This is a genomic window from Demequina sp. NBRC 110051, assembly GCF_002090055.1.
Classification (GTDB): Bacteria; Actinomycetota; Actinomycetes; order Actinomycetales; family Demequinaceae; genus Demequina.
In genome coordinates this window covers 119,293-142,659 of the sequence record NZ_BBRH01000014.1, presented here as the reverse complement: position 1 = coordinate 142,659, position 23,367 = coordinate 119,293, and the positions used below count along the sequence as shown (strand labels likewise).

Here is a 23,367-nt window from a genome sequence, read left to right as displayed (position 1 = left end):
GGGGGCACACCCCACCCCGCACCGTCTCTCAGTTGGGAAGGACCATGACAACAACGCAGGACACGAGCGTCGCTAACGGCGCCGAGCGGCAACCGCGTCGCCGCGCCGCATGGCGCGGCTCCGCGAAGGGTTCGCCTTTCATCGCGGTGGGATTTGTCGCACCGCTGATCGCCTACCTCATCGCTTTCTACGCTTACCCGCTGTACCGCAGCATCGACCTGTCGGTGCACGACTACAACATCCGCGCCTTCGTCCAGGGCAACGCCGAGTTCGTGGGACTCGAGAATTACGTGGACGTGGTGACGTCGGATCTGTTCCCGACAGCGTTGTGGAACACCTTCGTGTTCGTGTTCCTCTCCTTGGTCTTTCAGTACACGATCGGCCTGGGCCTGGCCGTGTTCTTCCGCAACAAATTCCGCCTGTCGGGAGTCCTGCGAGCACTCTTCCTCGTGCCGTGGCTCCTGCCACTGATCGTCTCTGGCTCCGTCTGGGCGTGGATGCTCAACGGCGACTACGGCATCATCAACTCATTCCTCGCGGTGTTCGGCGTGGACCAGATCAACTGGCTCACCGACCCTGACACCGCGATGACCGCCGTCGTGATCGCCAACATCTGGCTGGGCATTCCGTTCAACCTGGTCATCCTCTACTCGGGCCTGCAGAACATCCCCGAGGACGTGTACGAGGCCTCGTCGCTCGATGGCGCGGGCCCCTGGAAGACCTTCACCCGCATCACATTTCCGCTGCTGCGTCCCGTCTCCGCGATCACCTTGCTGCTGGGCCTGGTGTACACGCTGAAGGTCGTCGACATCATCTGGGTCATGACGACTGGCGGCCCCGCCAACGCGACGACGACCCTGGCGATCTGGTCCTACCGCGAGGCCTTCGGCACCGGTCAGCCGGACTTCTCGCCCGCGGCCGCGATCGGAAACCTGCTGATCATCATCGCCCTCATCTTTGGGTTCTTCTACCTGCGCATGCAGAAGAGGATGGAGGACCACTAATGCACACCAAGCACAAGCGTCGGACGTGGTGGCAGACCGTCCTCGGGCTGGTCTTCACCGTCCTCATGCTGTTCCCCGTCTACTGGATGTTCAACGTCTCGCTCACGCAGACGCAGGACCTCCGCCAGTCCCCGCCGTCGCTGCTTCCCCTCAACCCCACGTTCGAGGGCTACGAGGCGGTCTTCCAGCAGCAACTCCCGGCCCTGGGTACCTCGCTGCTCCTCGGTCTCGGAACGGTTGTTCTCACCATCGTGATCGCCGCGCCCGCCGCCTACGGCCTGGCCATCCTGCGTATGCGCGGTGGTCGCCCGTTGAACTTCATCCTGCTCGTGGCGCAGATGATCCCCGCGGTCGTGATGTCCATGGGCTTCTACGCCATCTACGTGCGCCTGGATCTGCTCAATAGCATCTGGGGTCTGATCCTCGCGGACTCGACTATCGCGGTCCCCTTCGGTGTCTTGCTGTTCTCGGCCTTCATGAGTGGCCTGCCCAAGGAGCTCATGCAGGCGGCGCGCATCGATGGCGCGGGCGCTTGGCGCACGTTCCGGTCGATTGTGATGCCGCTCAGCCGGAACTCCGCGCTTACCGTCGCGCTGTTCGCGTTCCTGTGGGCCTGGTCCGACTTCATCTTCGCGTCGACCCTGGCACGCAACGGCGACATGATCCCCATCACGCTGTCCATCTACAACTACATCGGCAACAACACCACGCAGTGGAACGCGATCATGGCCACCGCCGTCGTCGCCTCGATCCCCGCAGCATTCCTGCTGGTCTTTGCGCAGAAGTACGTCGCCGCGGGAGTCACCGCCGGCGCGGTGAAGGACTGATCCATGACGACTGCCGACAACACCGCCACCGCGACTGGCGCCAGTCCCGTCGTGCCCACTCGCGGACCGCGCCGCGGCGCGTCCGTCGGTGAGGTCCGCTGGGACGCGACCAGTTTCTGGGGAACCCGCATCCGCACCAATGCCGAGAACACCTTCGACCACTGTGTGGCGTGGATGGAGCGCCTGGGGTGGCTCGAGAACTTCGACCGCGTCGCTAGCGGCGAGGAGACCGTCGACCGCCCAGGTTGGCAGTTCTCGGACTCTGAGGTGTACAAGCTCCTCGAGGGCCTCGCGTGGGAGATGGCGCGCGAGCCCAACGATGCGCTGACGGGGATCTACGACGGACTCGTCGCTCGCGTCGCCGCGGCCCAAGACGAGGACGGCTACCTGGGCACGGCGTTCGGCCACCCCGGGTTGCCGCAGCGCTACAGCGACATGTCCATGGGCCACGAGCTTTACAACATGGGTCACCTGATCCAGGCCGGCGTGGCGCGGCTGCGCACCTACGGCGAGGACACGCTCACACGCGTCGCCACGAGAGCCGCCGACCACATCTGCCGAGAGTTTGGCCAGGACGGTCGTCAAACCCTGTGCGGACATCCCGAGATCGAGGTCGCGCTCGCGGAGTTCGCGCGCGCCACCGGCGACGACCGGTACCTCGAGCAGGCGAGACTGTTCGTCGACCGCCGCGGTCGCGGGACCCTCCCCGTCCGGGTCCTGCTCGCCGCCGACTACTTCCAAGACGACGTCCCGGTGCGCGACGCCGAGGCGCTGCGTGGTCACGCCGTGCGCGCCCTGTACCTTTCCGCGGGTGCCGTCGACGTGGCGGTGGAGACTGAGGACGCGGAGCTCCTCGACGTCCTGCAGCAGCAGTGGGTGCGTACCGTCGAACGCCGCACCTACATCACTGGCGGCATGGGATCGCGTCACCAGGACGAGGGGTTCGGCGAGGACTGGGAGCTTCCGCCGGATCGCGCGTACTGCGAGACGTGCGCCGGCGTCGCCTCGATCATGTTCGCGTGGCGTCTGTACCTGGCGACCGGTCAGGCCCGCCACATCGACCTCATCGAACGCACGCTCTTCAACGTCATCGCCACGGCGCAGGCTCCCGATGGCCGTGCCTTCTTCTACGCCAACCCGCTCCAATTGCGTACGGCGCCGGAGGCGGCGGTGCGCGAGGAGGTCAACATGAGGGCCGAGGGCGGCACGCGCGCACCGTGGTTCGACGTCTCCTGCTGCCCCACCAATATGGCGCGCACGCTTGCCTCGATCGAAACGTACGCCGCCGCCGTGAAGCACGACGTGGCATCGGTCCTGCTCTATGGGGCTGGCGACATCCGCGTGGAGATCGCGGGCGCCACGCTCGCTCTGCGCGTCGATACCGCTTACCCACGCGAGGGCGAGGTAACGCTGACCGTCACCGAGGCTCCTGACACACAGATCGCCGTGCGACTCCGCGTCCCGCAGTGGGCAGAGGGAGCGACGGGCACCACTCCCGACGGCGTCACACAGAGCGTCGCGGGGGGCTGGTGGGACGTCCGTCGCGTGTTCACGCCCGGGGACACCATCGTCTTGTCGATCCCCGTGGAGCCGCGCTTCAGCTGGCCCGACCCGCGCATCGATGCCGTCCGTGGGACGGTTGCGGTGGAGCGTGGTCCCTTCGTGCTGTGCCTCGAGCAGACCGACCTGCCCGCCCAGATTGCGCTCGAGAACGTCAGCATCGATCCCGCCGCCCCGCCGCGCGCGTCTGACGACGGCGCCGTCGTTCGCGGTGCCGCCATTTCCCGCCCGCACGTGCCCACCGGGCGCGTGCCTTACGACGGTGCCCTTCAAGCATCGGCCTCTCACGAGGCCGGTCAGGACATTCAGCTGGTGCCGTATCACCGGTGGTCCGAGCGCGAGCCAGGAACCATGCGTGTGTTCCTGCCCGTCGCATTGCCCACCGCCTGACACCCGTCCACCTTCGACAGCATCACCCCGGCGCCACGGACGCCGGGCACTACGGCCGCGGGCCCCGCCGCGGCCGTCGACAGCACATGAGCGAGACAGAGAGGTCTACTCCATGCGAGATGCAATGACGCATCGACCGGCAAGCCGGCGTGCGATCGCGAGCGTCGCCGCGGTGGGGATCACCGCGGCAGGGATCACCCTGACGGCACCGATCCCGGCTACAGCGGTCGAGATTCCCGAGCCCATCGTCGAATACACGATGGATGGCATCGACGGCACCACCGTGCCCGACTCCCACGACACCGCCCTCGACGGCGTTATCGCCGGCACCGGCGCCGAGGCGCTGGCGGGCGGCTACCTTCGACTGCCGGGAGGAGCCGCAGGCAGCGGCGCCGGCGTGGTCGAGATCCCCAACAGCGTTCTTGACGGCGCGGGCTCCGTGACGGTGACGAGTCGCATCCTGTGGGAGGCCGGAACCGACTGGGACCCCGTGTTTTCCCTCGGCGGCAATGACCAGGCATGGATGATTCTGAATGCGCGTACGGGTGCGGACTTCGGTGCGTTCATGCGCGCCGGCATCGGCCTCACCGGTCCTGGCACCGAGGCGCAGACCACCGGATCTGAGGCGGTACCCGTCGACACGTGGGTGACCGTCGCGACGGTGCTCGACACCGCGGCGGGCACCGTTACCACCTATCTTGATGGCGAGGCCGTGGGGTCCGTCGTGACAGACGTGACGGCAGCGGACCTCTTCGACGCCGACGGCGTGGGCGGACGCATTGGAGGCTCCCCGCTCGGCTTTGACCGCTTCTTTGGCGGGGTCATCGACGACTTCCAGGTTTACGACACGGCGCTCACCGCCGAACAGATCGCGACCATCACTCCCGCGGCGCTACCCGCCGCCGAGCTGCACTACACGATGGACGATGTCGACGGCACGACGGTGGCCGATGCCTCGGGCAACGGCCACGACGGCGCCCTGCTGGGCAGCGGCGCCACCGCGCGTGACGGTGTCGGCGATGGCGCCGCGCTTGACCTCTCCGGAGCCGGCGACTCGGTGACGTTCCCCGCGTCCGCGGTCGCCGGTACCACCAACGTCACCGTGTCGGCGCGGGTGCGCTGGGACGGCACCCACGACTGGGGCTGGCTGTACGGGCTCGGCGCGACGGGCGACGCCTTCGCCGCGGTGATTCCCAGCACAGGACCGGAGGTCTCTCCGCAGGGGGTGCTCCGCACCGACGTGGGCCTCGGCAGCGACGTGACCGCCGCGGGATATGCGTACGCGGACGCTCCGCTAGCCACTGAGGAGTGGTCCACCGTGACCCTCACTCTCGACGACGACGCCGATGAATTGCGCACCTACATCGACGGCACCCTCGCGACGACGTTCGAGACCACCGTGACCGTCGCGGACCTCGTCGACGCAGACGACCCCATCGGTGGCCGCCTGGGCGGCTCCGCCTTCGCGTGGGACCCCACGTTCGACGGCCTCATCGACGACTTCCAGATCTTCCGCAGCGCCCTGAGCGCCGATCAGGTGAAGACCCTCGCGTGGACCGGCGACCTCGCCGACCCGTCCGACGGCGGCGACGGCGACATCCCGGAGCCCGTCCCCGGCGAGCCCTTCGTCCACTACACGATGGACGGCATCGACGGTGCCAACATCATTGATGCCACCGGCAACGGACTCGACGGGACCCTCGTGGGTACCGGCTACGCGAGCGTCGACGGCGAGGCGACGGCATCGGCCCTCGAGCTGAGCGGCGCGCACGTCACCATACCGGGAGCCGCGCTCACCGGCGCGGACTCCATCACCGCATCGGCCACCATCAAGTGGGCCGGCGGGGGAGCGTGGCAGCGCGTCTTCGACCTCGGGTCGAGCACCAACCGCTACCTCTTCCTCACCCCATCCAACGGCGGTGACATCCGAACGGCCATCACGACCGCCGGCGGCGGCGGCGAGGACCAGGTCACCGGATACGGCCCCCTGAAGACCGGCGAGTGGGTCAACCTCACCGTCACGCTCGACACCGAGGCCGATCTGCTCACCGTCTACGTCAACGGTGTGGCTCTCAGTGCGACGCCGAGCACCATCGCGGCGGGAGACCTGCTCGGCTCGTCGGCGTCCATGGCCGGCTACCTGGGCAAGTCCTTCTACCCGGACCCCGCCTTCGACGGCGCCTTCGAGGACTTCGTGCTGTACCGCGAGGCGCTGACGGCCACCGAGGTCGCCGACCTCGTCGACGAGGTGCCCGTCGCGATGGGTCTCGTCGAGGACGCCATCCAGGTCTATACCAAGGTGGGCGAGGCTCCCGAGCTTCCCGCCGCGGTGCGCGCGACCTACAGCGATGGCTACGACCGTGATGTGGCGGTCGAGTGGGAGGACGTCGACCCGGCGGACTACGCTCAGTCGGGCGAGTTCACCGTCACTGGCATTGCCGCGGGGGAGACGGTTACCGCGACCGTGCTCGTCAACCGCGGGGAGGTGCGCGTGGACCTGGGCACGGACACCGGCGAGTTCATGGGCGGTGCCTCCGGTCTGCTCTATGGCCTCTATGGCGACGGCATGCCGACGAAGAATCTCATCGAGGGCATGAACATCCGTACGGTCGCGACCAAGGCGCAGGACGGGGCGCAGCACCCCGGTTCGGACGCTCTCGAGATCCTTCCGATGCTCGCCGACTCCACCGACGGCGACGTCTACCTGCGCGTCACCGACTGGTACCGCGGCTTCCCCTATCAGTGGCCGGACAGCGAGTCCCCCAACGCCACGAAGGAGGAGCGGCTCGCCAGCTACCGCGAGGTGCTGAACACCCAGCTCGACATGATCGAGGACGTTCCGGAGGAATACCGCGACAACCTCGTCATCGAGCCCTACAACGAGCCCGGCGGCAACATGTTTGGCACCGGCACCTGGAGCCTCACGGGAACGTCGTGGCTCAGTGATCCCACTGACTATTTTGCCGCGTGGGACGAGACGTACCGGACCATCAAGGCACGATTCCCGGACATGCGTGTCGCGGGTCCTGGTGCCATCGAACTGTGGCCTCAGATCGAGGGCTGGCTCGCTCACACCGTCCAGGAGGGCACCGTCCCCGACATCGTCACGTGGCACGAGCTGACTCACCCTCAGGCCATCCGTGAGTCCGTCGAGGAGTTCCGCGGCTGGGAGGCCGACGTGTTCGCCGGCACCGCGTGGGAGGGCACCGAACTTCCCCTCAACATCAACGAGTACGCGTTCAACTACCACACGTCGGTTCCCGGCCAGATGATCCAGTGGATCTCCGCGATCGAGGACTCCAAGGTGGATGCGATGATCGCGTTCTGGAACATCAACGGCAACCTGTCCGATTCCGCGGTGCAGTCCAACCGTGGCAACGGCCAGTGGTGGCTCTACCACGCCTACTCGCAGATGACGGGGCACACCGTGCAGGTGACACCCCCCAACCCCGGCGAGAACTACACGCTCCAGGGCGTGGCCACCCTCGACGAGGACATCCAGCAGGCACGCGCGATCATCGGCGGCGGCGAAGGCGCAGCTCCGGTCGACTTCGTCGACGTACCCGAGTCCTTCGGCGACTCGGTGCGAGTCTGGGTCAAGGAAATCGACTGGACCGGTCAGCTGGGCGACTCCGCTCAGCCCGCCGTGCTGGCCGAGCGCGTCCTGCCCGTCACCGACGCCACCGCTACCGTGGAGTTCGGATCCGAGTGGCTGCCCGAACTCACCGAGTCGTCGGCCTACGAGATCATCGTGACGCCGGCCGGCAACGCGACGGACGGTGCGCCGAGCGCCGCGTGGGAGGCCTCATACGAGGCCGAGGATGCGAGCTACACCGGTGAGCCGCGCTTCTTGAACGGCCCCGAGGGGTCGCCGAGCGACGTGGCGAAGTTCTACACCTCGGGCGGCTACAACATCGGCGGCCTGCGGACCGACTCCGACCTCGAGCTGACCTTCGATGTGGCGGTACCCGAGGACGGCGAGTACGACCTCTCGGTGTTCTCATCGACGCTCAACTCGTTCGCCAGCGTCGCCGATCAGGGCCCCACGAACATCTTCGTGCGGGTCGACGGCGGCGATGAGCAGGAGATTCACCTGCCGTTGGCGTACAAGTGGGTCGTATGGGATCACGCCGACACGACGGTGAACCTGTCCGCCGGTGAGCACACCATCACCTTGGCGGCGCAGAGCCTCGACGGCGCTCGCCACACCCAAGGCGACGCGCTCATCGACCGCATCGTGCTTGCCACGACAGCGGCGGCCGATGCCGTGGACACCTACGAGGGTGAGCTCGCCGAGTCGTCGGCCAGCCGCGCCTACGGCGCGGCGGGGTCGGGGTCCGGCGTGGTCACGCTGACGGACGGAGGCCAGGCGACGTTCTGGGTCTACGGCGACCACGACGGTGAGCACCAGCTCGAGGTCGCGGCCGATGCCGGGGCCAGCGGCGCGGTGGCGATCAACGGCTACGACGTGCTCGACCTGTCGCGCGCGACGCAGGCCGCCGTCCACCTCGCTGGCGGGATCAACAAGGTCGTGGTGACCGGTCCCGCCGTGGTGGATAGCCTCACCATCGGTGCTTCGCAGGGTCTGCTCGACACGGTCGAATACCAGGCGGAGGACGCGACAGTGACTGGAAGCGCGACTGTCGTCGACCTCTCCCTTGCCGAGGGCGGCCAGGCCGTCTCCGGCATCGGCGGTGATCCTGGCAATGCCAACACGCTCACGTTCGACGTCCAGGCCGACAAGGCCGGCCAGCACGCCGTGGTGGTCCGGTTCTCGAACCCGGAGCAGGCTCCGGCCTCGCATTACAACCCGAACCCGATGGTGCGGTACGCGCGCATCTCGGTCAACGGCGCCGACGAGGAGCGGTACGCGTTCGTTCCCACGTTCCACGAGAACAACTTCTGGGAACGCACCCTGGTGCTCGACCTGGATAAGGGGGTCAACACGATCGCCCTGCGCGGTGAGGAGTTGCCGAACTATGACGGCGAGTCGTACATCAGCGACACGTGGCCTGACTACGGCTGGCTGCGCGCAGACTCGGCCCCGATCGTCGACCGCATCACGGTGTCGCCGCTCGCCGCGGTGACCAGTGCGGCGGGGCCGGGATACGGCGCCGGCAACGGTCAAGGCAATGCCTACGGGTTCGGCAACGGCAACGGCCCTGGCACGGGAAATGGCCAGAGCAACGGCCATGACAAGGGCAACGGGCCGCGCCCGATGCCGTGATCTGTCGGCCGGCCCGGCGGGGGACACCATCCCCGGTCGGGCCGGCCGTCGGGGCGTGGCGTGGACGGCGCGCCAGCCTCACCATCACACACGCGGGGCGACAGTCCTCTCCTCCTTGACTCGCGTGAGTGACCGGGGTCGGGCGCGAGCGGCATGCTCGCGCCCGACCTTGGCCATCGAGGGGGAATCCGCGCGTTGTCTCACGTGCTCAGGCCGCAGCGGTCACCGCTCCGCTCGCCTTGCGCGGCGCCATGACGCCGGCGAGCAGCACCACCAGCACGCCGAAGACCGGCACCAGGGAGAGCCCCACCCGCAGCGATGTCGCGTCCGCGATCCAGCCCACGACCGGCGGCGACATCAGGAAGGCGAGGCGCAGCAGCCACGACAGGATCGTGAGGCCGGTGCCCTCGCGTAGGCCAGGGATCTCGTCTGCGGCGTGCATCGCGCCGGGAATCAGCGTCGCAACGCCAAAGCCCGCCGCGCCGAACCCGGCGATGGTGCCCCACGGCGACTGGAACGCAAGCGCGAGGCCCATGCCCACTGCCACGAGCAGGCCGCCGAAGCGCGCCACCGCACGCTGACCCCAGCGGTCGACCATGCCGTCGCCGACCATGCGGCCGATGAACTGGGAGCCCTGCATGGCGATAAACGCGAAGGCCGCGAGGCCCGCGCCGGCGAGCAGCTCGTCCTGCATGTAGGAGGCCGACCACGTCGCCGCGGCGTCCTCAGCCCAGCCGCCACCGATCGCGATGATGGTGAGTGCCAGCAGCACGCCCCAGGTGCGCAGCGGGATCTTCCGCAGCGGCGTGTGCTGCGGCACCGCGGACTCGGCCGCGGCCTCGTCGACCTCGGCCTCGGCGGCCGCGTCCTTGGGCAGGAGCATCGGATACGCGACGAGGTTGACGATGATGACAATCACGAGCGACAGGGCGAACTGCCATGGAACGGCCCAGCCCAACCCGGCGAAGAGTCCACCGATCAGGCCGCCGGCGACGGCCCCGATGGACCACAGGCCATGGAAGGCGTTGAGGATCGATCGCTTGTAGAGCTTCTGGACCTGCAGGCCGTGCGCGTTCTGCGCCACGTCGACCCATGCGTCGGTGACGCCCACCAGGAACAGCGCCGCACCGAACAGCCACACGTTGGGCGCGGCGCCCGCGGCGAGCATGGCGCCCGCCGAGGCCAGCATGGTGAGGGTCGCAACCTTGCCCGAACCGAACCGACGGATGAGGTTCGCCGCGAACAGCCCAAGCGCGAGGGCTCCGATGGACCACATCGCCATCGCGACGCCCAGCGTGCCGTACGAGATGCCCAGGTTGGCGCGGATCTCTGGCACGCGCGGGGCGAAGCCGCCCAGCACGATGCCGTTGGTGAAGAAGATCAGCGCGACGCCGACGCGTGCGCGGCGCAGGTGCGGCGCGACGGGGGCGAGCGGGGACGTTGCCACGAGGACTCCTAGCCGGTGATCGTGAAGGGAGCCGCGAGCAGGTCAGTCAGTCGCGACGTCGGGCCCACCAGCAGGGTGAACTCTCCTGGCTCGACCACGCGCTCACCGGCGGCATTCACGATAGAGCACGCGATCGCGGCGACTTCGAGTGACACGGAGGCGGATTCGCCAGGCGCGAGGGCCACGTGTGCCGCCGCCTTCAGCTCGCGGTCCGCCCAGGTCGCCGACGTCACGTTGTCGCGCACGTACCCCTGGAGGGTCTCGAGGACGGGCCTGTCGCCGGTGTTGGTGACGGTGACCGAGGCGTGCACCACGCCATCGGCGGCCACAGAGGCCTCCGCGACCGTCAGGTCGGCGTACTCGACGCTCGAATACGACAGCCCGTCGCCGAATACCCACTGCGGCTCCTGCGTCAGGTCCGCATAGCGGTAGCCGTGTTGCGCGTCGATCTGGTTGTAGAACGTGGGCTGCTGGCCCACATGACGCGGCCACGAGATTGGCAGGCGTCCCGAGGGCTCGATGGCACCGAACAACAACTCGGCGAGAGCGCGCCCGCCCGCCATGCCCGGGTTGGCCGCCCACACGACAGCCGCCGCTCGCGACGCGGATGGCGGGAGCACGTGAGGCTTGGACGCGAGCACCACCAACACGACCGGCGTGCCGGTCTCCACCAGGGCGTCGAGTAGGGCCACCTGCCCGCCCAGCAGCTCGAGCGTGGCGGTCGACTTGCCCTCGCCGACGAGTTCGATGCGGTCGCCGAGGACGGCGACCACAGCATCGGCCCCCTGGGCGGCGGCGACGGCCTCGTCGATCATCGACTGGTCGGGCTCGACCGGGAACGCGATGTGCGGGCGCGGCTGGCCGTCGGGGAAGAAGGCGCCCTTGGGGTCGGGGCCGGTGGTGATGATCTCGGCGCCCTTCGCATAGGTCACCTCCGAGCCGGCCGGTGCGACCGCCCGCACGCCGTCGAGCACCGTCGTGATCATGTGGCGCGGGTGGCCATGCATGAGCCAGTCGGCCTGGCCGGAGGCGCCGGCCCAGTCGCCCAGCGTGGTGTGCGGGTCGTCGGCGTTGGGGCCCACGACGGCCAGCCTCAGCGGGCGGTCGTCGGCCAGCGGAAGCGTGCCGTCGTTCTCGAGCAGCACCAGCGAGCGCCGCGCCACCTCGAGGTTCAGTTCCCGGTGCGCGGGCGCGGCGATGACCTCGCGCTGGCGCTCCACGTTGGGCAGGCGCGGGTCCTCGAAGAGGCCCAGGTCAAACTTCAGGGTGAGGATGCGCGACACGGCCTCGTCGATGCGGGACTCGTCGAGCAGCCCCTGGGCGACCGCGTCCTGCGCGCCCTGGAAGAACGCGGGCGTGGTCATGATCATGTCGTTGCCGGCGTTGACGGCGGCGGCCGATGCCTCGGCATAGTCGGGAAACAGGCGCTGCTCGCGTACCAGGTTGCCGACGTTGTCCCAGTCGGTGATGAGGGTGCCGGTGTAGCCCCACTCGCCGCGCAGCACGTCGTTGAGGAGCCACTTGTTGATGGTGATGGGCACGCCATCGGTGGCCTGGTAGCCCAACATGAAGGTGGCGGAGCCCTCGCGTGCCACGCGCTCGAAGGCGGGCAGGTACCACGAGCGGAGCTTGCGCCGCGAGATGTCCGCCTCGGAGGCGTCGCGTCCGCCCTGGGTCTCGGAGTACCCGGCGAAGTGCTTGGAGGTCGCGAGCACGGCGGTGGGATCGGATAGCCCGTCGCCTTGATAGCCGCGCACCATCGCAGCACCGAGTTCGCCCAGGAGGTACGGGTCCTCGCCGAAGGTCTCGGACACGCGGCCCCAGCGCAGGTCGCGGGCGATGCAGAGGACGGGGGAGAAGGTCCAGTGGATGCCGGTGGCGGCGACCTCGACGGCGGTGGCGCGGGCCACACGCTCGAGCAGGGCGGGATCGAACGACGCCGCCATGCCCAGTTGGGTGGGGTAGATCTCGGCGCCCTCGAAGAAGGAGTGACCGTGAATGCAATCCTCGCCCACCAGCAGCGGGATCGCGAGGCGCGTGCGGGAGTTCAACTCGTGGGCCTCGGCCAGGCGTTCGGGCGAGGCGTGCAGGATCGAGCCGACGTGCATTTCCTCGATCAGGTGGGGGACGCCGGAGTACGTGTGCATTTGGATCATCTGCCCGACCTTTTCGGGCAGCGTCATGCGACCGAGGAGGTCGGCAACGCGCTCGCGAGTCGTCAGGGAGGGGTCGAGGTAAGCGACGGTGGTCACGCACGAATCCTTTCGATAGGGCCGATGTGGCCCACTGTAACGCAATTTCTACCGTGTGGTAGGTTAGGCCGCGTGAGCCAGGAATCGACCGTCGGTCAGGATCGTACGTACGCCCGCGGACGGGCCACCAAGGCGCATCTCCTCGATGTCGCGCGCGACCACTTTGCCGAGGTCGGCTACCGCGGCAGTTCGCTGCGTGACATCGCGCAGCGTGCCAACATGTCCCACCCCGGGCTGCTCTATCACTTCCCGACCAAGGAAGCCCTCTTGATGGCGGTGCTGGAACGGCGCGACCAGGTCGACGGCGAGGTACATCCCGTCCGCGGCGAGGACGGCATGCTGGCCATCGAGAACCTCATTGCCTCGGCATATCGCAACGAGTCGCACCGCGGTGTGGTGGAACTGTTCGCCGCCGTGTCGGCGGAGGCGACGGCGCCCGACCACCCCGCCCATGACTTCTTTATCGATCGGTACCGCGGGCTCGTGGCACGCCTCACCGAGGCATTCGAGGTCGTCGCGGCTCAGGGCGGGCTGCGCGACGGCGTGGAGCCGGCATCGGCCGCGGTGCGATCCGTCGCGGTGATGGACGGACTGCAGGTGCAGTGGCTCTTGGGTTCGACCGAGATGTCGATGGGTGACGCGATGCACGATCACTTCGCCTCCCTGGTGAAGGGCCTGTAGGAGTTGACGCATGCACAGCGCCGCGGCGTAACGACTGTGGCGCATGTGACAACTCGGCAAAGACCTGCGGTTTCACCGCGCGCCGGAGGCGTGTGAGCGCTACTTTGAGTAGTGAGGCGCCTCGGATGCCTCGCCGTTCAGGACTGCAAGCGCATCAGGAGGGATCGCCATGTCCACAGCCCCCGTCCCCACCGACGCCGCGGCGCCGGGCCCCGTCGGATCCCGCACCGGCTGGATCTTCCTGTCGATCACTCGTATCGTGATCGGCTTCTACTTCTTCTGGGCCTTCATCGACAAGCTCTTCGGGCTCGGGTTCTCCACCTGCCGTCAGGAGGACGGTTCGGTCGAGGTCATGTGTGACCGGGCGTGGCTCAGCGGAGCGCGCATCACCGAGGGCTACCTGGGTTCGTCCTCGGGCCCCTTTGCCGACTTCTTCGCCGATCTCGGGACCCAGGCCTGGACCGACTGGCCGTTCATGATTGGCCTGTGCGGCATCGGCCTCGCCCTCATGCTGGGCATCGGCACGCGCGTGGGCATGGTGTCCGCGATCCTCATGCTGGCCATGATGTGGATCTCGCACTCGTGGCCCGGCGAGGGCGGCAACACGACCAACCCCTTCGTCGACGACCACATCATCATGATCGTCGCCATCACCGCAGCCGTCCTCCTCGAGGTCCGCTACCAGGCCATCGGGCTCGGCGAATGGTGGAAGCGGCTCGACGTGGTCCAGCAGCAGCGCTGGCTCGTCTAGCGCTTCTCCTCATTCGCGAACGGCGGGGCGGCCTTCGGGCCGTCCCGCCGTTGTCGTGGGTGGGCCCAAAGTCCCGTAGCGCGAACGCCTCGAAGGGCCCGGCTTCCGGCGAAAAATACCCGAAAAACTAAGAACAAAGTCCCGGTTTCGCGCCCTGGCGCGGCGTTATGGAAAACCCTTCAATTCGGCACTTAACCTGGGATTTTGTTGCGATGGGCACCCTGGGCGCGGATAGGTTTGCAGTGAGGCAAATCCCACAAGGAAGCCTCACCAGTTACGGACCATTACGCGCACAAGGAGAGCACGCCATGTCCACTGCAACAGTCCCCGCCGAGACCGCCGTCGCCGGCCCGGTCGGCTCGAAGGCCGGTTGGGTCCTTCTGTCGACCACCCGCATCGTGATCGGCTTCTACTTCCTGTGGGCCTTCCTCGACAAGACCTTCGGCCTGGGCTTCTCGACGTGCCGCACCACGGCCGAGGACGGCTCGTTCACCATCGACGCGTTCTGCGACAGCGCGTGGATCAGCGGCTCGCGCATCACCGAGGGCTACCTGGTCTACGGCGGCAACTCGCAGAGCCCGTTCAACGACTTCTACGTGAACCTCGGCGGCCAGGCCTGGACGGATATCCCCTTCATGCTGGGACTGCTGGGTGTGGGTCTTGCGCTCATGCTCGGCATCGGTACCCGCATCGGCGCGATCTCCGCTTCCGCGATGCTGCTCATGATGTACACCACGCAGATCCCGCTGTCGACGAACCCGTTCCTGGACGACCACATCATCATGATCGTCGCCGTGTGGGCTGCCGTCCTCCTCGAGGTCCGCTACCAGGCCATCGGCCTCGGATCGTGGTGGAAGCGCCTCGACATCGTGAAGAAGAACCGTTGGCTCATCTAGGTCAACGATGACCCGCGGACGGCGGGGCGACCCTCGGGTCGCCCCGCCGTTGGTGTGTGTGCCTCACTGGCGATGGCCGATGCCGTGGTGGGCTTGTCGCCCACCCGAGCCTGGGTGGCTCGCAGCTCGCTCGCGACGACTCCTACGACTTGGGGCAAGAGGTCGCGGCTGCGCCGTGCGGCCCAGGGGATCCCGCGGCGCGTGAGCCACCACAGCCGCGCGTGCAGCGCCGGCGTGGCGGCGGCGGGGGAGATGGCGGCGAGCTGAGGCCACCGGGGCGCGAGCGTCCCGACAGCGGCGGCGGCGAGTGCGCGGTGGCCGCGCTGTGACGGGTGAATGCGGTCGATGTGCCAGGCGCTCGACCCAGCCGCGGCAAAGATCACCGCGCCATCGAGCACCACTGCGCCGGTGGGAGCGGCCGCGGCGCTGAGGGCGCTGTTGACCGCATGGGCGCGGCGGGCCATCACGTCGGCGATGGCGCGCGGGAGCAAATCGAACAGGCCGATGCGGTCGATGGTGGCGAGTATCACCGTACGTCCGTCATGGGTGAGGGCCGTGAGCGTCTCCCGCGTGTAGCGCTCGACCTCGGTCGCATTGAAGTCCCCCCTCAGCGCGTCGTTGCCGCCCACGGTGCACAGCACCACATCGGGGCGCGCCGCGAGCGCGTCAGGCAGCTGGGTCGCAAGGTCCCGCGCCCGTACACCGTTCGCGGCGAGATTGAGAAAGGCCGTGGCTCCCGTCGCATGGGCGACGTGAGACGCCCAGCCGACCCGTCCCCAAGCCTCCTCGAGACCGTCGCCCACACCCAGGGTGATCGAATCGCCCATCGCGACGACCCGCGGGCCACTCATGCCGTCTCCGCAACACGTACCCCCGCGAGCTGGGCCTCGTGCAGTGCCTCCATCTGTTCCACCGTGCGGCTCCACGGAAACTCCTCGGCGCGCGCCCGCGCCGCCGCACGTCGTGCGTCCGGCTCGCGCGCGAGCACCGCTCGCACGGCCGCGGCGATGTCTCCGGGCGTGCCGCGCGCAGCGATGCCGGCGCCGCCAATCACCTCGGGCAGGGCCGACTCGGCGTGGGCGACCACCGCAGTGCCGGACGCGAGCGCCTCCAAGGCGGCCAAGCCAAAAGTCTCGATGGGCCCCGGGGCGACCACGGCATCGGCCGTCGCTAGGAGAGCCGCGAAGCGTTCGGTGTTGTCGACAAAGCCCAGGAAGTCCACCGGAAGCCCGGCGGCGCGCACGTGCAAAGCGGCCTCCTGCACTCCCGCGCCAGCACTGACGAGCCGCACCCTCACACCTGCGTCGGTGAGGTGGCGAACGGCGTCGATTGCGAGGTCGGGGCGCTTCTCGGGCGACAGGCGCGAGGCGAGCACGAGCAGGGCCTCGTCGTCGGCAGCGAGGAGGGCGCGCATGGCCGGGTCCCGGCGCGACGGATGAAAACGGGACAGGTCCACGCCCAGCGGCACGGTCGTCGTCGTGAGGCCCAGCCGGGTGAACTCCGCCGCGGCGTAGTCCGTGGTGCACACCACGGCATCAAAGCTGCGGTGCGTGGCGGCATTGTGGGCGTCCACTGCCCGGCGCAGCCACCGCGCGCTCGCAAGCGAGGGCGAGAGGTTGGCACGCAGCACGCCGTCGGACCGCTCATGTGCGAAAAAAGTCGTGGGTATCGAGCGCTCGGAGCCCCACGGGCCCACCCATCTGAGGGTGGTGCGGTCGGAGACCTCGATGACATCGGGAACGAAGCGGGTCAGCGCGGCGCGCACGGCCGCGGGACGGACGATGGCTCGGTAGCCGCCCGTGCGCGGCACCACGGGAGAGGCGATGGTGACCCGGGTGCCTCGCGGGGTGTCCTCGCGCGCATCGCGCTCGCCGGGCACCACTAGTAGGACGTCGTGACCGCGTGTGAGGAAGCCGGCGCCGAGCGCATGCATGGCGGTGCGCAGGCCTCCCGAACGCGGACCATAGAAGTTCGCGACGTGCGCGATCCTCACGCGCTCGCCCCCAGAGCCATGCCGTGCCCGGGCGCGCCGCGGCGGGTGTCGATGGCTTCCTCGTAATACCCCATGAGCTGATCGCAGATGCGGTCCCATGTCCTGTCGCGGACGGCGTCGCGCGCGTGGGCTCCCGCTCGGTCGCGCCATTCGGCGTCGTCCACCACGGACTGCACGCGAGCAAAGAACTCCTCGGGGCGATCGGGGTCGTACAGGTAGCCCGTCACGCCTTCCTCGACCAAATCGACGGGGCCGCCGCGGCGGGGCGCGACCACAGGCACGCCCGAGGCGTGCGCCTCTTGGATGGTCTGGCAGAAGGTCTCGAGGTCGCCGCAGTGCACGAACGTGTCGAAGGAGGCCATCGCGGTGGCGAGCGCGTCGCCGCCCAGGAAGCCTGTGAAGACTGCGTCGGGAAGTGCCTGCTCGAGTTCGCCGCGGCTGGGTCCGTCGCCCACGATCACCAGGCGTGCGCCGCGCAGCCGGGCGAGCAGCGCGAGGTGCTCCACGCGCTTTTCCGGCGCGAGCCTGCCCACATAACCCACGATCGCCTCGCCAGCGGGAGCCCACCGGGCCCGCAGATCGTGGTCGCGCCGTCGCGGATCGAAGCGGCGGGTATCGACGCCGCGACCCCAGCGGCTAAGACGGGGGACGCCGTGGTGGGCGAGTTGGTCATGCGCGTGGGTCGATGGCACCAGCGTGACGTCGGCCAGCGAATGCAGGTCGCGCACCCTGTTCCACAGCAGCTGTTCGCCCCATGGTGCGTGGTAGCGGGCGGCGTAGCTGGGCACCTCTGTCTGATAGATCGCGACGGTCGGCAGGTTCAGGGCGGCGGCCGCGCGGACGGCGGTCCAGCCCAGCATGAGGGGAGAGGCGAGGTGGACCACGTCCGGGGTGAAGTCCTCGAGGATGCGTGTCACCCTCCCCACCGTCGCCACCGACACCCGCACCTCGGGATAGCCGGGCCATCCGACGGAGGGCAGCCGCACCACGGGCGCGACGCCGTAGCGCACCGGGCCGTGGCCCCCGCGAGGATCGGGCGTGATGACGATCGCCTCGTGACCTTGCTGGGTGAGGTGCTCGATGACCCGCATCAGCGAGTGGGTGACCCCATTCGCGTGCGGCAGGAACGACTCGGCGACCAGCGCGACTCTCACGTGTCCATGGTGGCCACGGCGGGGCACCGACCGGGCGAAGTCCAGGCAAAACACGGGTGAATCTTGGGTGTCTGGACCGTGAAGGGGCGGCGAGTGCGCGTGGGACAATGGCGACCATGCCCGCCACCGCACGTCCGTCCGTTGTTGTTGCCCTCGCCGCACTGGTGGCGCTCATCACGGCGCTCGTCCCCGCGACGGCCGCCTACGCGCACACGGATCTGCGGTCCTCGACGCCGGCAGAGGGCGACAGCGTGGCGACTCTCGACGAGGTGTCGCTGCAGTTCACGAGCACCCTGCTCGACATCGGCACGGAGCTCAGCCTGGTGGACGCCGAGGGCACCACGACTGCCCTCGAGCCCACGTTCCCGGCCGAGGACACGGTCGCGGCGGCGGTGGAAACGGGCCTGGCGCCGGGCGACGCGCAGCTCGTGTGGCGCGTGGTCGCCGAGGACGGCCACCCCATCGAGGGTGTCATCGACTTCACGTTTGTGCCCGACGGGGCCACCGAGGGCGCGCCGGACGGCGCGACAGACGCAGGGACCACGAGCCCGAGCCCGTCTGCCGAGCCCTCGGATGCAGCCAGCGCTGCACCGGTGCCGTCCCCGACGGACTCGCCCACGGAGTCCGCCTCCGAGGCGCCGTCGGCATCGGCCTCCCCGTCGCCCTCGCCGAGCGCCACGGGCGACGCCGAGTCCGACAACCCCGCATGGCTGTGGTGGGTGGTGGGGGCGGTCGTCATCGGCGGCGCCGCTACCGCGCTCGCGATGGTGACGCGGCGCCGGCCTACCGCGTAGCCGCACGCAGCCACGGAACCCACGGCCGGCATCGGCCCCACGAACCTGTGAAAGAGTTGAACCCATGAAGCTTCGCCTTGGGACGCGGGCCTCCCAGCTCGCCACGACCCAGTCGGGCATGGTGGCGCGCGACATTGAAGCCGCGGCCGCCGCACGCGGCGTTGACGTCGAGGTCGAGCTCGTCCACATCACGACCGAGGGCGACGTGAACCGCGCGTCGCTGGTGGGGCTGAGCCAGACCGGCGTGTTCGTGAATGCCCTGCGTGACGCACTGCTCGCGGACGAATGCGACCTGCTGGTGCATTCGCTCAAGGACATCCCCGTGGTGCAACCAGAGGACATCGAGCTCGCTGCCGTCCCGCCCCGCGAGGACGTGCGCGACGCCCTGTGCACGCGCGGCGAGGCGCTCGCCGACCTTCCCGCAGGCGCCCGCGTGGGGACCGGCTCGCCGCGCCGCGCCGCTCAGGTGCTCGCGCTGCGTCCCGATCTCACCGTCGAGGGCATCCGCGGCAACGTCGATACCCGACTGGGCAAGCTTCACGACGGGTTCGACGCCGTGGTGCTCGCCGCAGCCGGGCTAGCGCGGCTCGGTCGCAGCGATGACGTCACCGAGTTCTTCGCGGAGGACTCCATGGTCCCGGCTCCCGGCCAGGGCGCGCTCAGCATCGAGATCAAGCCCGACGCCGATCCCGCGTGGGCGGACATTGTGCGCTCGCTCGACGACCCCGCCACGCGTGCCGCCGTCACCGCGGAGCGCACCGTGCTCCAGGTGCTCGAGGCGGGCTGTGCGGCCCCCGTCGCGGCCTACGCGACCGTCGACGGACCCCGCCTGACCCTGCACGCCCGCGTCGTGAACACCGCGGGCACACTCGTCCTCAACGAGACCGCGTCCGGCCCGGTGGCACAGGCCGCCGCGCTGGGACGCTCCACCGGACACACCCTGCTCGGCCGTGGCGCCGCGCGCCTGATGGGAGGCACCAAGTGAACCTGTCGATTCTGGAGGGCAAGCGCCTGCTGGTTCCCGTGACCGCCGAGCGCCGCCACCTCGCGCAGCGCCTGGCCACCGCCGGCGCCATCGTCGAGGAGGTCGAGTTCATCGCGATCGCCGAGTCGTCCGAGCCTGAGCGGCTCGAGGAGGCTGTGTTGGCGTGGTGCGCGGGCGACTACGACTGGATGGCCGTCACGAGCCGCAACGCGGTCCTCGCGATGGATCGCATCGCGCGCAGGCGCGGCACGTCGCTCGGCAATGCCCAGCCCGAGGCCAAGGTGACGACCGTGGGCGAGGCGACGCGCTCGGTGTGCGCCGACCTCGGCCTCGAGATTACCCTGGTCCCCACCGACAAGCAGAACGCGCGCGGCATGGTCGCCGAGTTCCCCGAGGGCACGGGCAAGGTTCTCGCGCCCCTGGGTAATCTCGCGTCGCCCGTGCTTGAGCGCGGCCTGGCCCGCAAGGGCTGGACCGTCGACGTCGTCGAGGCGTACCGCACGGTCGACGGCGACGGCCCCGACCCCGACGTGCGCCACATGCTCGCCGACGGCACCATCGACGCCGTCCTGCTCACCTCTGGCTCGGTGGCCGAGCGTCTCGCGGCGACCGTGCCAGACATCTCGCCCGACGTCATGCTGATCGCGATCGGCGACATGACCGCCGCCGCCGCGCGCGGTGCGGGCCTCACGATCGCCGCCACCTCCCAGGCGCCGTCCTATGACGGCATCCTCACCGGTCTCACCGAAGCCCTTTCCGGGCCTTCTGAGACGGCCGATGCCGTGGCTGAGCCGGGTAACGAGGTCACCGAGGAGGCACACCAGTGAGCCTCACGCGTCGCCCTCGGCGCCTGCGCACCACGCCGGCGATGCGCCGCCTGGTACGCGAGACTCGCGTGCACCCCGCGCAGCTGGTGCTGCCGCTGTTCGTGCGCGAGGGACTCGAGGGCTCGCGCGACATCGAGTCGCTGCCGGGCGTGCAGCAGCACTCGCTTGAGGCGCTGCCCGCGGTCATCGACGCTGCCGCCGAGGCCGGCGTCGGCGGTGTGATGCTGTTCGCGATCCCCGAGGTGCGCGACGCGACCGGGACCGCCGCGTGCGCGGCGGACGGCATCCTCAACCTCGCGATTGAGCGCGCGGCCAAGGCCTCTCGGGGTCGCCTGGTCGTGATGGCGGACCTGTGCCTCGACGAGTTCACGGACCACGGCCACTGCGGCGTCCTGGCCGCCGACGGCACCGTCGACAACGACGCCACGAACGAGATTTATGCCGCGATGGCCGTCGCCCAGGCGCGCGCGGGGGCCGACGTCGTGGCGCCCAGCGGGATGATGGACGGCCAGACCGCGGTCATCCGGGCGGCCTTGGACGCCGAGGGCTTCACCTCGGTCAGCATCCTCGCGTACAGCGCCAAGTACGCCTCCGCCGCCTACGGCCCGTTCCGCGAGGCGGTCGAGTCCGAGCTCGTCGGCGACCGCAAGGCCTACCAAATGGACCCCGCCAACCGTCGCGAGGGGCTCGTGGAGTCCACGCTCGACGAGGCCGAGGGCGCCGACGTTGTCATGGTCAAGCCAGCCCTGCCGTACCTGGACGTGCTCGCGGACGTCGCCGCGGCATCGGCCGTCCCTGTGGCCGCCTATCACGTGTCGGGGGAGTACGCGCAGATCGAGGCGGCCGCCGAGCGCGGCTGGATCGACCGGCGCGCCGCCCACCTCGAGGCCGTGACCTCGATCGTGCGTGCGGGAGCAGACATTGTGCTGACCTATGCGGCCCTCGAGGTCGCCGCGTGGCTCAAGGAGGACATGTGAGTATCCGATCCGACCGCGCCGCGGCCATCCTGCCCGGCGGCGTGAACTCGCCCGTGCGCGCCTGGAATGGCGTCGGGGGAGAGCCGGTGCCGATCGCCTCGGCTCGCGGCGCTCGCGTCACCGACGCGGACGGCCGGGAGTACATCGACCTGGTCGGCTCCTGGGGCCCCGCCATCCTGGGTCACGCCCACCCGACCGTGGTGCAGGCGGTCCAGGAGGCCGCCGCGCGCGGGCTGTCGTTCGGTGCCACCACGGAGCACGAGGTCGAGCTCGCCGAGGAGATCCGCGGCCGCTACGCGCCCGCCGAGCGCGTGCGCCTCGTGTCGACCGGCACCGAGGCGACGATGACCGCGATCCGACTCGCGCGCGGCGCGACCGGGCGCGACGTCATCGTGAAGTTCGCTGGCTGCTACCACGGTCACTCGGACTCACTGCTGGTGGCAGCGGGCTCGGGCCTCGCCACGGCCGGCGTGCCGGACTCCGCGGGCGTCACTAAGGGAGCCGCCGTGGACACTTTGGTGCTGCCCTACGGCGACGAGGACGCGCTCACCGCAGCCTTCGCCGAGCACGGCCAGTCCATCGCGGCCGTCATCACCGAGGCCGCTCCCGCCAATATGGGCACCGTCGCGCCGCCGCGAGGCTTCAACCGCCTGATCGCGACCCTGTGCCGCAATGAGGGCGCCGTCTTCATCGTCGACGAGGTCCTCACGGGCTTCCGCGCCGGCCCCGCCGGGTACTGGGGCGTGGAGCGCGACGCGGACCTTGCCGCGGGCCTGGAGCCTTGGCAGCCCGACCTCATCACGTTCGGCAAGGTCATTGGCGGCGGCATGCCCGTCGCTGCGCTCGGTGGCCGCGCGGATCTGATGGAGCAGCTCGCTCCGCTCGGGCGGGTGTACCAGGCGGGTACCCTGTCGGGTAACCCGGTCGCGGTGGCGGCTGGCCTCGTCACCATGCGCCTGCTCACCGACGACGTGTACACACACCTGAGCACGCTGGGCGACCGCCTCATCGCTGGGGTATCCGGGGCATTCGACGCCGCGGGCGTCGAGCACGCCGTGGGCCGCGCGGGCACGTTGTTCTCGTTCTTCCTGGGTCTCTCGGAGCCGCCGGTGACGTTCGAGAACGCGGCGGCGCAGGACACCGCGGCGTTCGCATCGTTCTTCCACACGATGCACGACGCCGGCGTCTACCTGCCGCCGAGCGCCTTCGAGACGTGGTTCCTGTCGAACGAACACACCGAGGCTGACGTCGACGCGATCGTGGCCGCGGCCGCTGCCTGGGCACACGCGCGCTAAACCGCGTCGTCGTCCGCGCGGCTTCTCTCCCGCGCCTGAGCACGTCCTGAGTGCCCTGGGTTGTGCGGCTCGTGTCACGAAGTGACGGTGATGAATGCGACACGCCGTAGCGTGAAGTCGCGTACGCGGTGTGTCGTCCAGATCACCGTCACTTCGGAACGGGTGGTGCCGGGGCGACGGACAACGCCGGAGGTGACGGGTGACGCGGGTGACGGGGACCGGCCCCGCGACCTCACTTCACACCGACCCCTCCCGTGAGGTGAGGAAGAGTTTCTCCATGTTTCACACAGGCCGCGGGCCGGTGAAA

General features: G+C 69.3%; 17 protein-coding genes. 12 read left to right on the top strand and 5 right to left on the bottom strand.

Going from position 1 to position 23,367, the window contains the following annotated elements:
• Positions 1–44: 44 nt before the first annotated feature.
• The 4 genes from B7K20_RS08975 (at position 45) to B7K20_RS08960 (ending at position 9,008) form a co-directional block, all read left to right on the top strand.
• A complete protein-coding gene (locus B7K20_RS08975; protein WP_084102181.1) occupies positions 45–1,004 on the top strand; it encodes a carbohydrate ABC transporter permease in 960 nt (319 codons plus the stop codon).
• Positions 1,004–1,831 carry a carbohydrate ABC transporter permease gene (locus tag B7K20_RS08970; protein WP_084102180.1) on the top strand — a complete coding sequence of 276 codons (828 nt, stop codon included), beginning with the start codon at positions 1,004–1,006 and terminating at the stop codon, positions 1,829–1,831. Before B7K20_RS08975 ends, B7K20_RS08970 begins: the two co-directional genes overlap by 1 nt.
• A 3-nt stretch (positions 1,832–1,834) precedes the next feature.
• A complete protein-coding gene (locus B7K20_RS08965) occupies positions 1,835–3,781 on the top strand; it encodes a glycoside hydrolase family 127 protein (RefSeq protein ID WP_084102179.1) in 1,947 nt (648 codons plus the stop codon).
• A gap of 112 nt (positions 3,782–3,893) precedes the next feature.
• Positions 3,894–9,008 (top strand): LamG-like jellyroll fold domain-containing protein, encoded by a 5,115-nt coding sequence (locus tag B7K20_RS08960; protein WP_084102178.1) that lies wholly within the window; start codon positions 3,894–3,896, stop codon positions 9,006–9,008.
• Between the two features lie 208 nt (positions 9,009–9,216).
• On the opposite strand, the gene B7K20_RS08955 is transcribed toward B7K20_RS08960, so the two are convergent.
• Positions 9,217–10,455: an MFS transporter gene (locus B7K20_RS08955; protein ID WP_084102177.1), complete on the bottom strand. Its 1,239-nt coding sequence runs from the start codon at positions 10,453–10,455 to the stop codon at positions 9,217–9,219.
• Between the two features lie 8 nt (positions 10,456–10,463).
• Entirely contained in the window at positions 10,464–12,707 is a 2,244-nt protein-coding gene (locus tag B7K20_RS08950; protein WP_234985784.1) for a glycoside hydrolase family 3 N-terminal domain-containing protein, read from the bottom strand.
• 72 nt (positions 12,708–12,779) lie between these two features.
• On the opposite strand from B7K20_RS08950, the gene B7K20_RS08945 reads away from it, so the two are divergent.
• The 3 genes from B7K20_RS08945 (at position 12,780) to B7K20_RS08935 (ending at position 15,035) form a co-directional block, all read left to right on the top strand.
• Positions 12,780–13,388: a TetR/AcrR family transcriptional regulator gene (locus tag B7K20_RS08945; RefSeq protein WP_200809058.1), complete on the top strand. Its 609-nt coding sequence runs from the start codon at positions 12,780–12,782 to the stop codon at positions 13,386–13,388.
• Between the two features lie 169 nt (positions 13,389–13,557).
• Positions 13,558–14,139: a DoxX family protein gene (locus B7K20_RS08940; protein WP_084102175.1), complete on the top strand. Its 582-nt coding sequence runs from the start codon at positions 13,558–13,560 to the stop codon at positions 14,137–14,139.
• Between the two features lie 308 nt (positions 14,140–14,447).
• Positions 14,448–15,035 (top strand): hypothetical protein, encoded by a 588-nt coding sequence (locus tag B7K20_RS08935; RefSeq protein ID WP_144018612.1) that lies wholly within the window; start codon positions 14,448–14,450, stop codon positions 15,033–15,035.
• On the opposite strand, the gene B7K20_RS08930 is transcribed toward B7K20_RS08935, so the two are convergent.
• From B7K20_RS08930 to B7K20_RS08920, 3 genes are read right to left on the bottom strand one after another with little or no spacing between them, the layout of a single operon-like run.
• Positions 15,032–15,886, bottom strand: a complete 855-nt coding sequence (locus B7K20_RS08930; protein ID WP_084102174.1) for a GDSL-type esterase/lipase family protein — start codon at positions 15,884–15,886, stop codon at positions 15,032–15,034. The two genes, B7K20_RS08935 and B7K20_RS08930, sit on opposite strands and share 4 nt — an antisense overlap.
• On the bottom strand, positions 15,883–17,028 hold the full coding sequence (locus B7K20_RS08925) for a glycosyltransferase (protein WP_200809057.1): 1,146 nt from the start codon (positions 17,026–17,028) through the stop codon (positions 15,883–15,885). The genes B7K20_RS08930 and B7K20_RS08925 overlap by 4 nt, the downstream gene beginning before the upstream one ends.
• Positions 17,025–18,182 (bottom strand): glycosyltransferase family 1 protein, encoded by a 1,158-nt coding sequence (locus tag B7K20_RS08920; protein WP_084102172.1) that lies wholly within the window; start codon positions 18,180–18,182, stop codon positions 17,025–17,027. The genes B7K20_RS08925 and B7K20_RS08920 overlap by 4 nt, the downstream gene beginning before the upstream one ends.
• Positions 18,183–18,298: 116 nt before the next feature.
• On the opposite strand from B7K20_RS08920, the gene B7K20_RS08915 reads away from it, so the two are divergent.
• The 5 genes from B7K20_RS08915 to hemL all read left to right on the top strand — a co-directional run bounded on the left by B7K20_RS08915 (position 18,299) and on the right by hemL (position 23,060).
• On the top strand, positions 18,299–18,976 hold the full coding sequence (locus B7K20_RS08915) for a copper resistance CopC family protein (protein WP_159449373.1): 678 nt from the start codon (positions 18,299–18,301) through the stop codon (positions 18,974–18,976).
• Positions 18,977–19,040: 64 nt separating this feature from the next.
• Positions 19,041–19,961: a hydroxymethylbilane synthase gene (gene hemC, locus B7K20_RS08910; protein ID WP_084102170.1), complete on the top strand. Its 921-nt coding sequence runs from the start codon at positions 19,041–19,043 to the stop codon at positions 19,959–19,961.
• Entirely contained in the window at positions 19,958–20,788 is an 831-nt protein-coding gene (locus B7K20_RS08905; RefSeq protein WP_084102169.1) for a uroporphyrinogen-III synthase, read from the top strand. The genes hemC and B7K20_RS08905 overlap by 4 nt, the downstream gene beginning before the upstream one ends.
• Positions 20,789–20,829: 41 nt before the next feature.
• Entirely contained in the window at positions 20,830–21,765 is a 936-nt protein-coding gene (gene hemB, locus B7K20_RS08900; RefSeq protein WP_084102213.1) for a porphobilinogen synthase, read from the top strand.
• Positions 21,762–23,060 (top strand): glutamate-1-semialdehyde 2,1-aminomutase, encoded by a 1,299-nt coding sequence (gene hemL / locus B7K20_RS08895; RefSeq protein WP_084102168.1) that lies wholly within the window; start codon positions 21,762–21,764, stop codon positions 23,058–23,060. The genes hemB and hemL overlap by 4 nt, the downstream gene beginning before the upstream one ends.
• Positions 23,061–23,367: the final 307 nt, after the last annotated feature.

Bases quoted from the DNA above. Each gene is read 5' to 3' on its own strand.
- B7K20_RS08965 (WP_084102179.1), top strand. From the start codon at position 1,835: ATGACGACTGCCGACAACACCGCCACCGCGACTGGCGCCAGTCCCGTC.
- B7K20_RS08960 (WP_084102178.1), top strand. From the start codon at position 3,894: ATGCGAGATGCAATGACGCATCGACCGGCAAGCCGGCGTGCGATCGCG.
- hemB (WP_084102213.1), top strand. From the start codon at position 20,830: ATGCGCCGCCTGGTACGCGAGACTCGCGTGCACCCCGCGCAGCTGGTG.
- hemC (WP_084102170.1), top strand. From the start codon at position 19,041: ATGAAGCTTCGCCTTGGGACGCGGGCCTCCCAGCTCGCCACGACCCAG.
- B7K20_RS08930 (WP_084102174.1), bottom strand. From the start codon at position 15,886: ATGAGTGGCCCGCGGGTCGTCGCGATGGGCGATTCGATCACCCTGGGT.
- B7K20_RS08940 (WP_084102175.1), top strand. From the start codon at position 13,558: ATGTCCACAGCCCCCGTCCCCACCGACGCCGCGGCGCCGGGCCCCGTC.
- B7K20_RS08935 (WP_144018612.1), top strand. From the start codon at position 14,448: ATGTCCACTGCAACAGTCCCCGCCGAGACCGCCGTCGCCGGCCCGGTC.
- B7K20_RS08970 (WP_084102180.1), top strand. From the start codon at position 1,004: ATGCACACCAAGCACAAGCGTCGGACGTGGTGGCAGACCGTCCTCGGG.
- B7K20_RS08915 (WP_159449373.1), top strand. From the start codon at position 18,299: ATGCCCGCCACCGCACGTCCGTCCGTTGTTGTTGCCCTCGCCGCACTG.
- B7K20_RS08975 (WP_084102181.1), top strand. From the start codon at position 45: ATGACAACAACGCAGGACACGAGCGTCGCTAACGGCGCCGAGCGGCAA.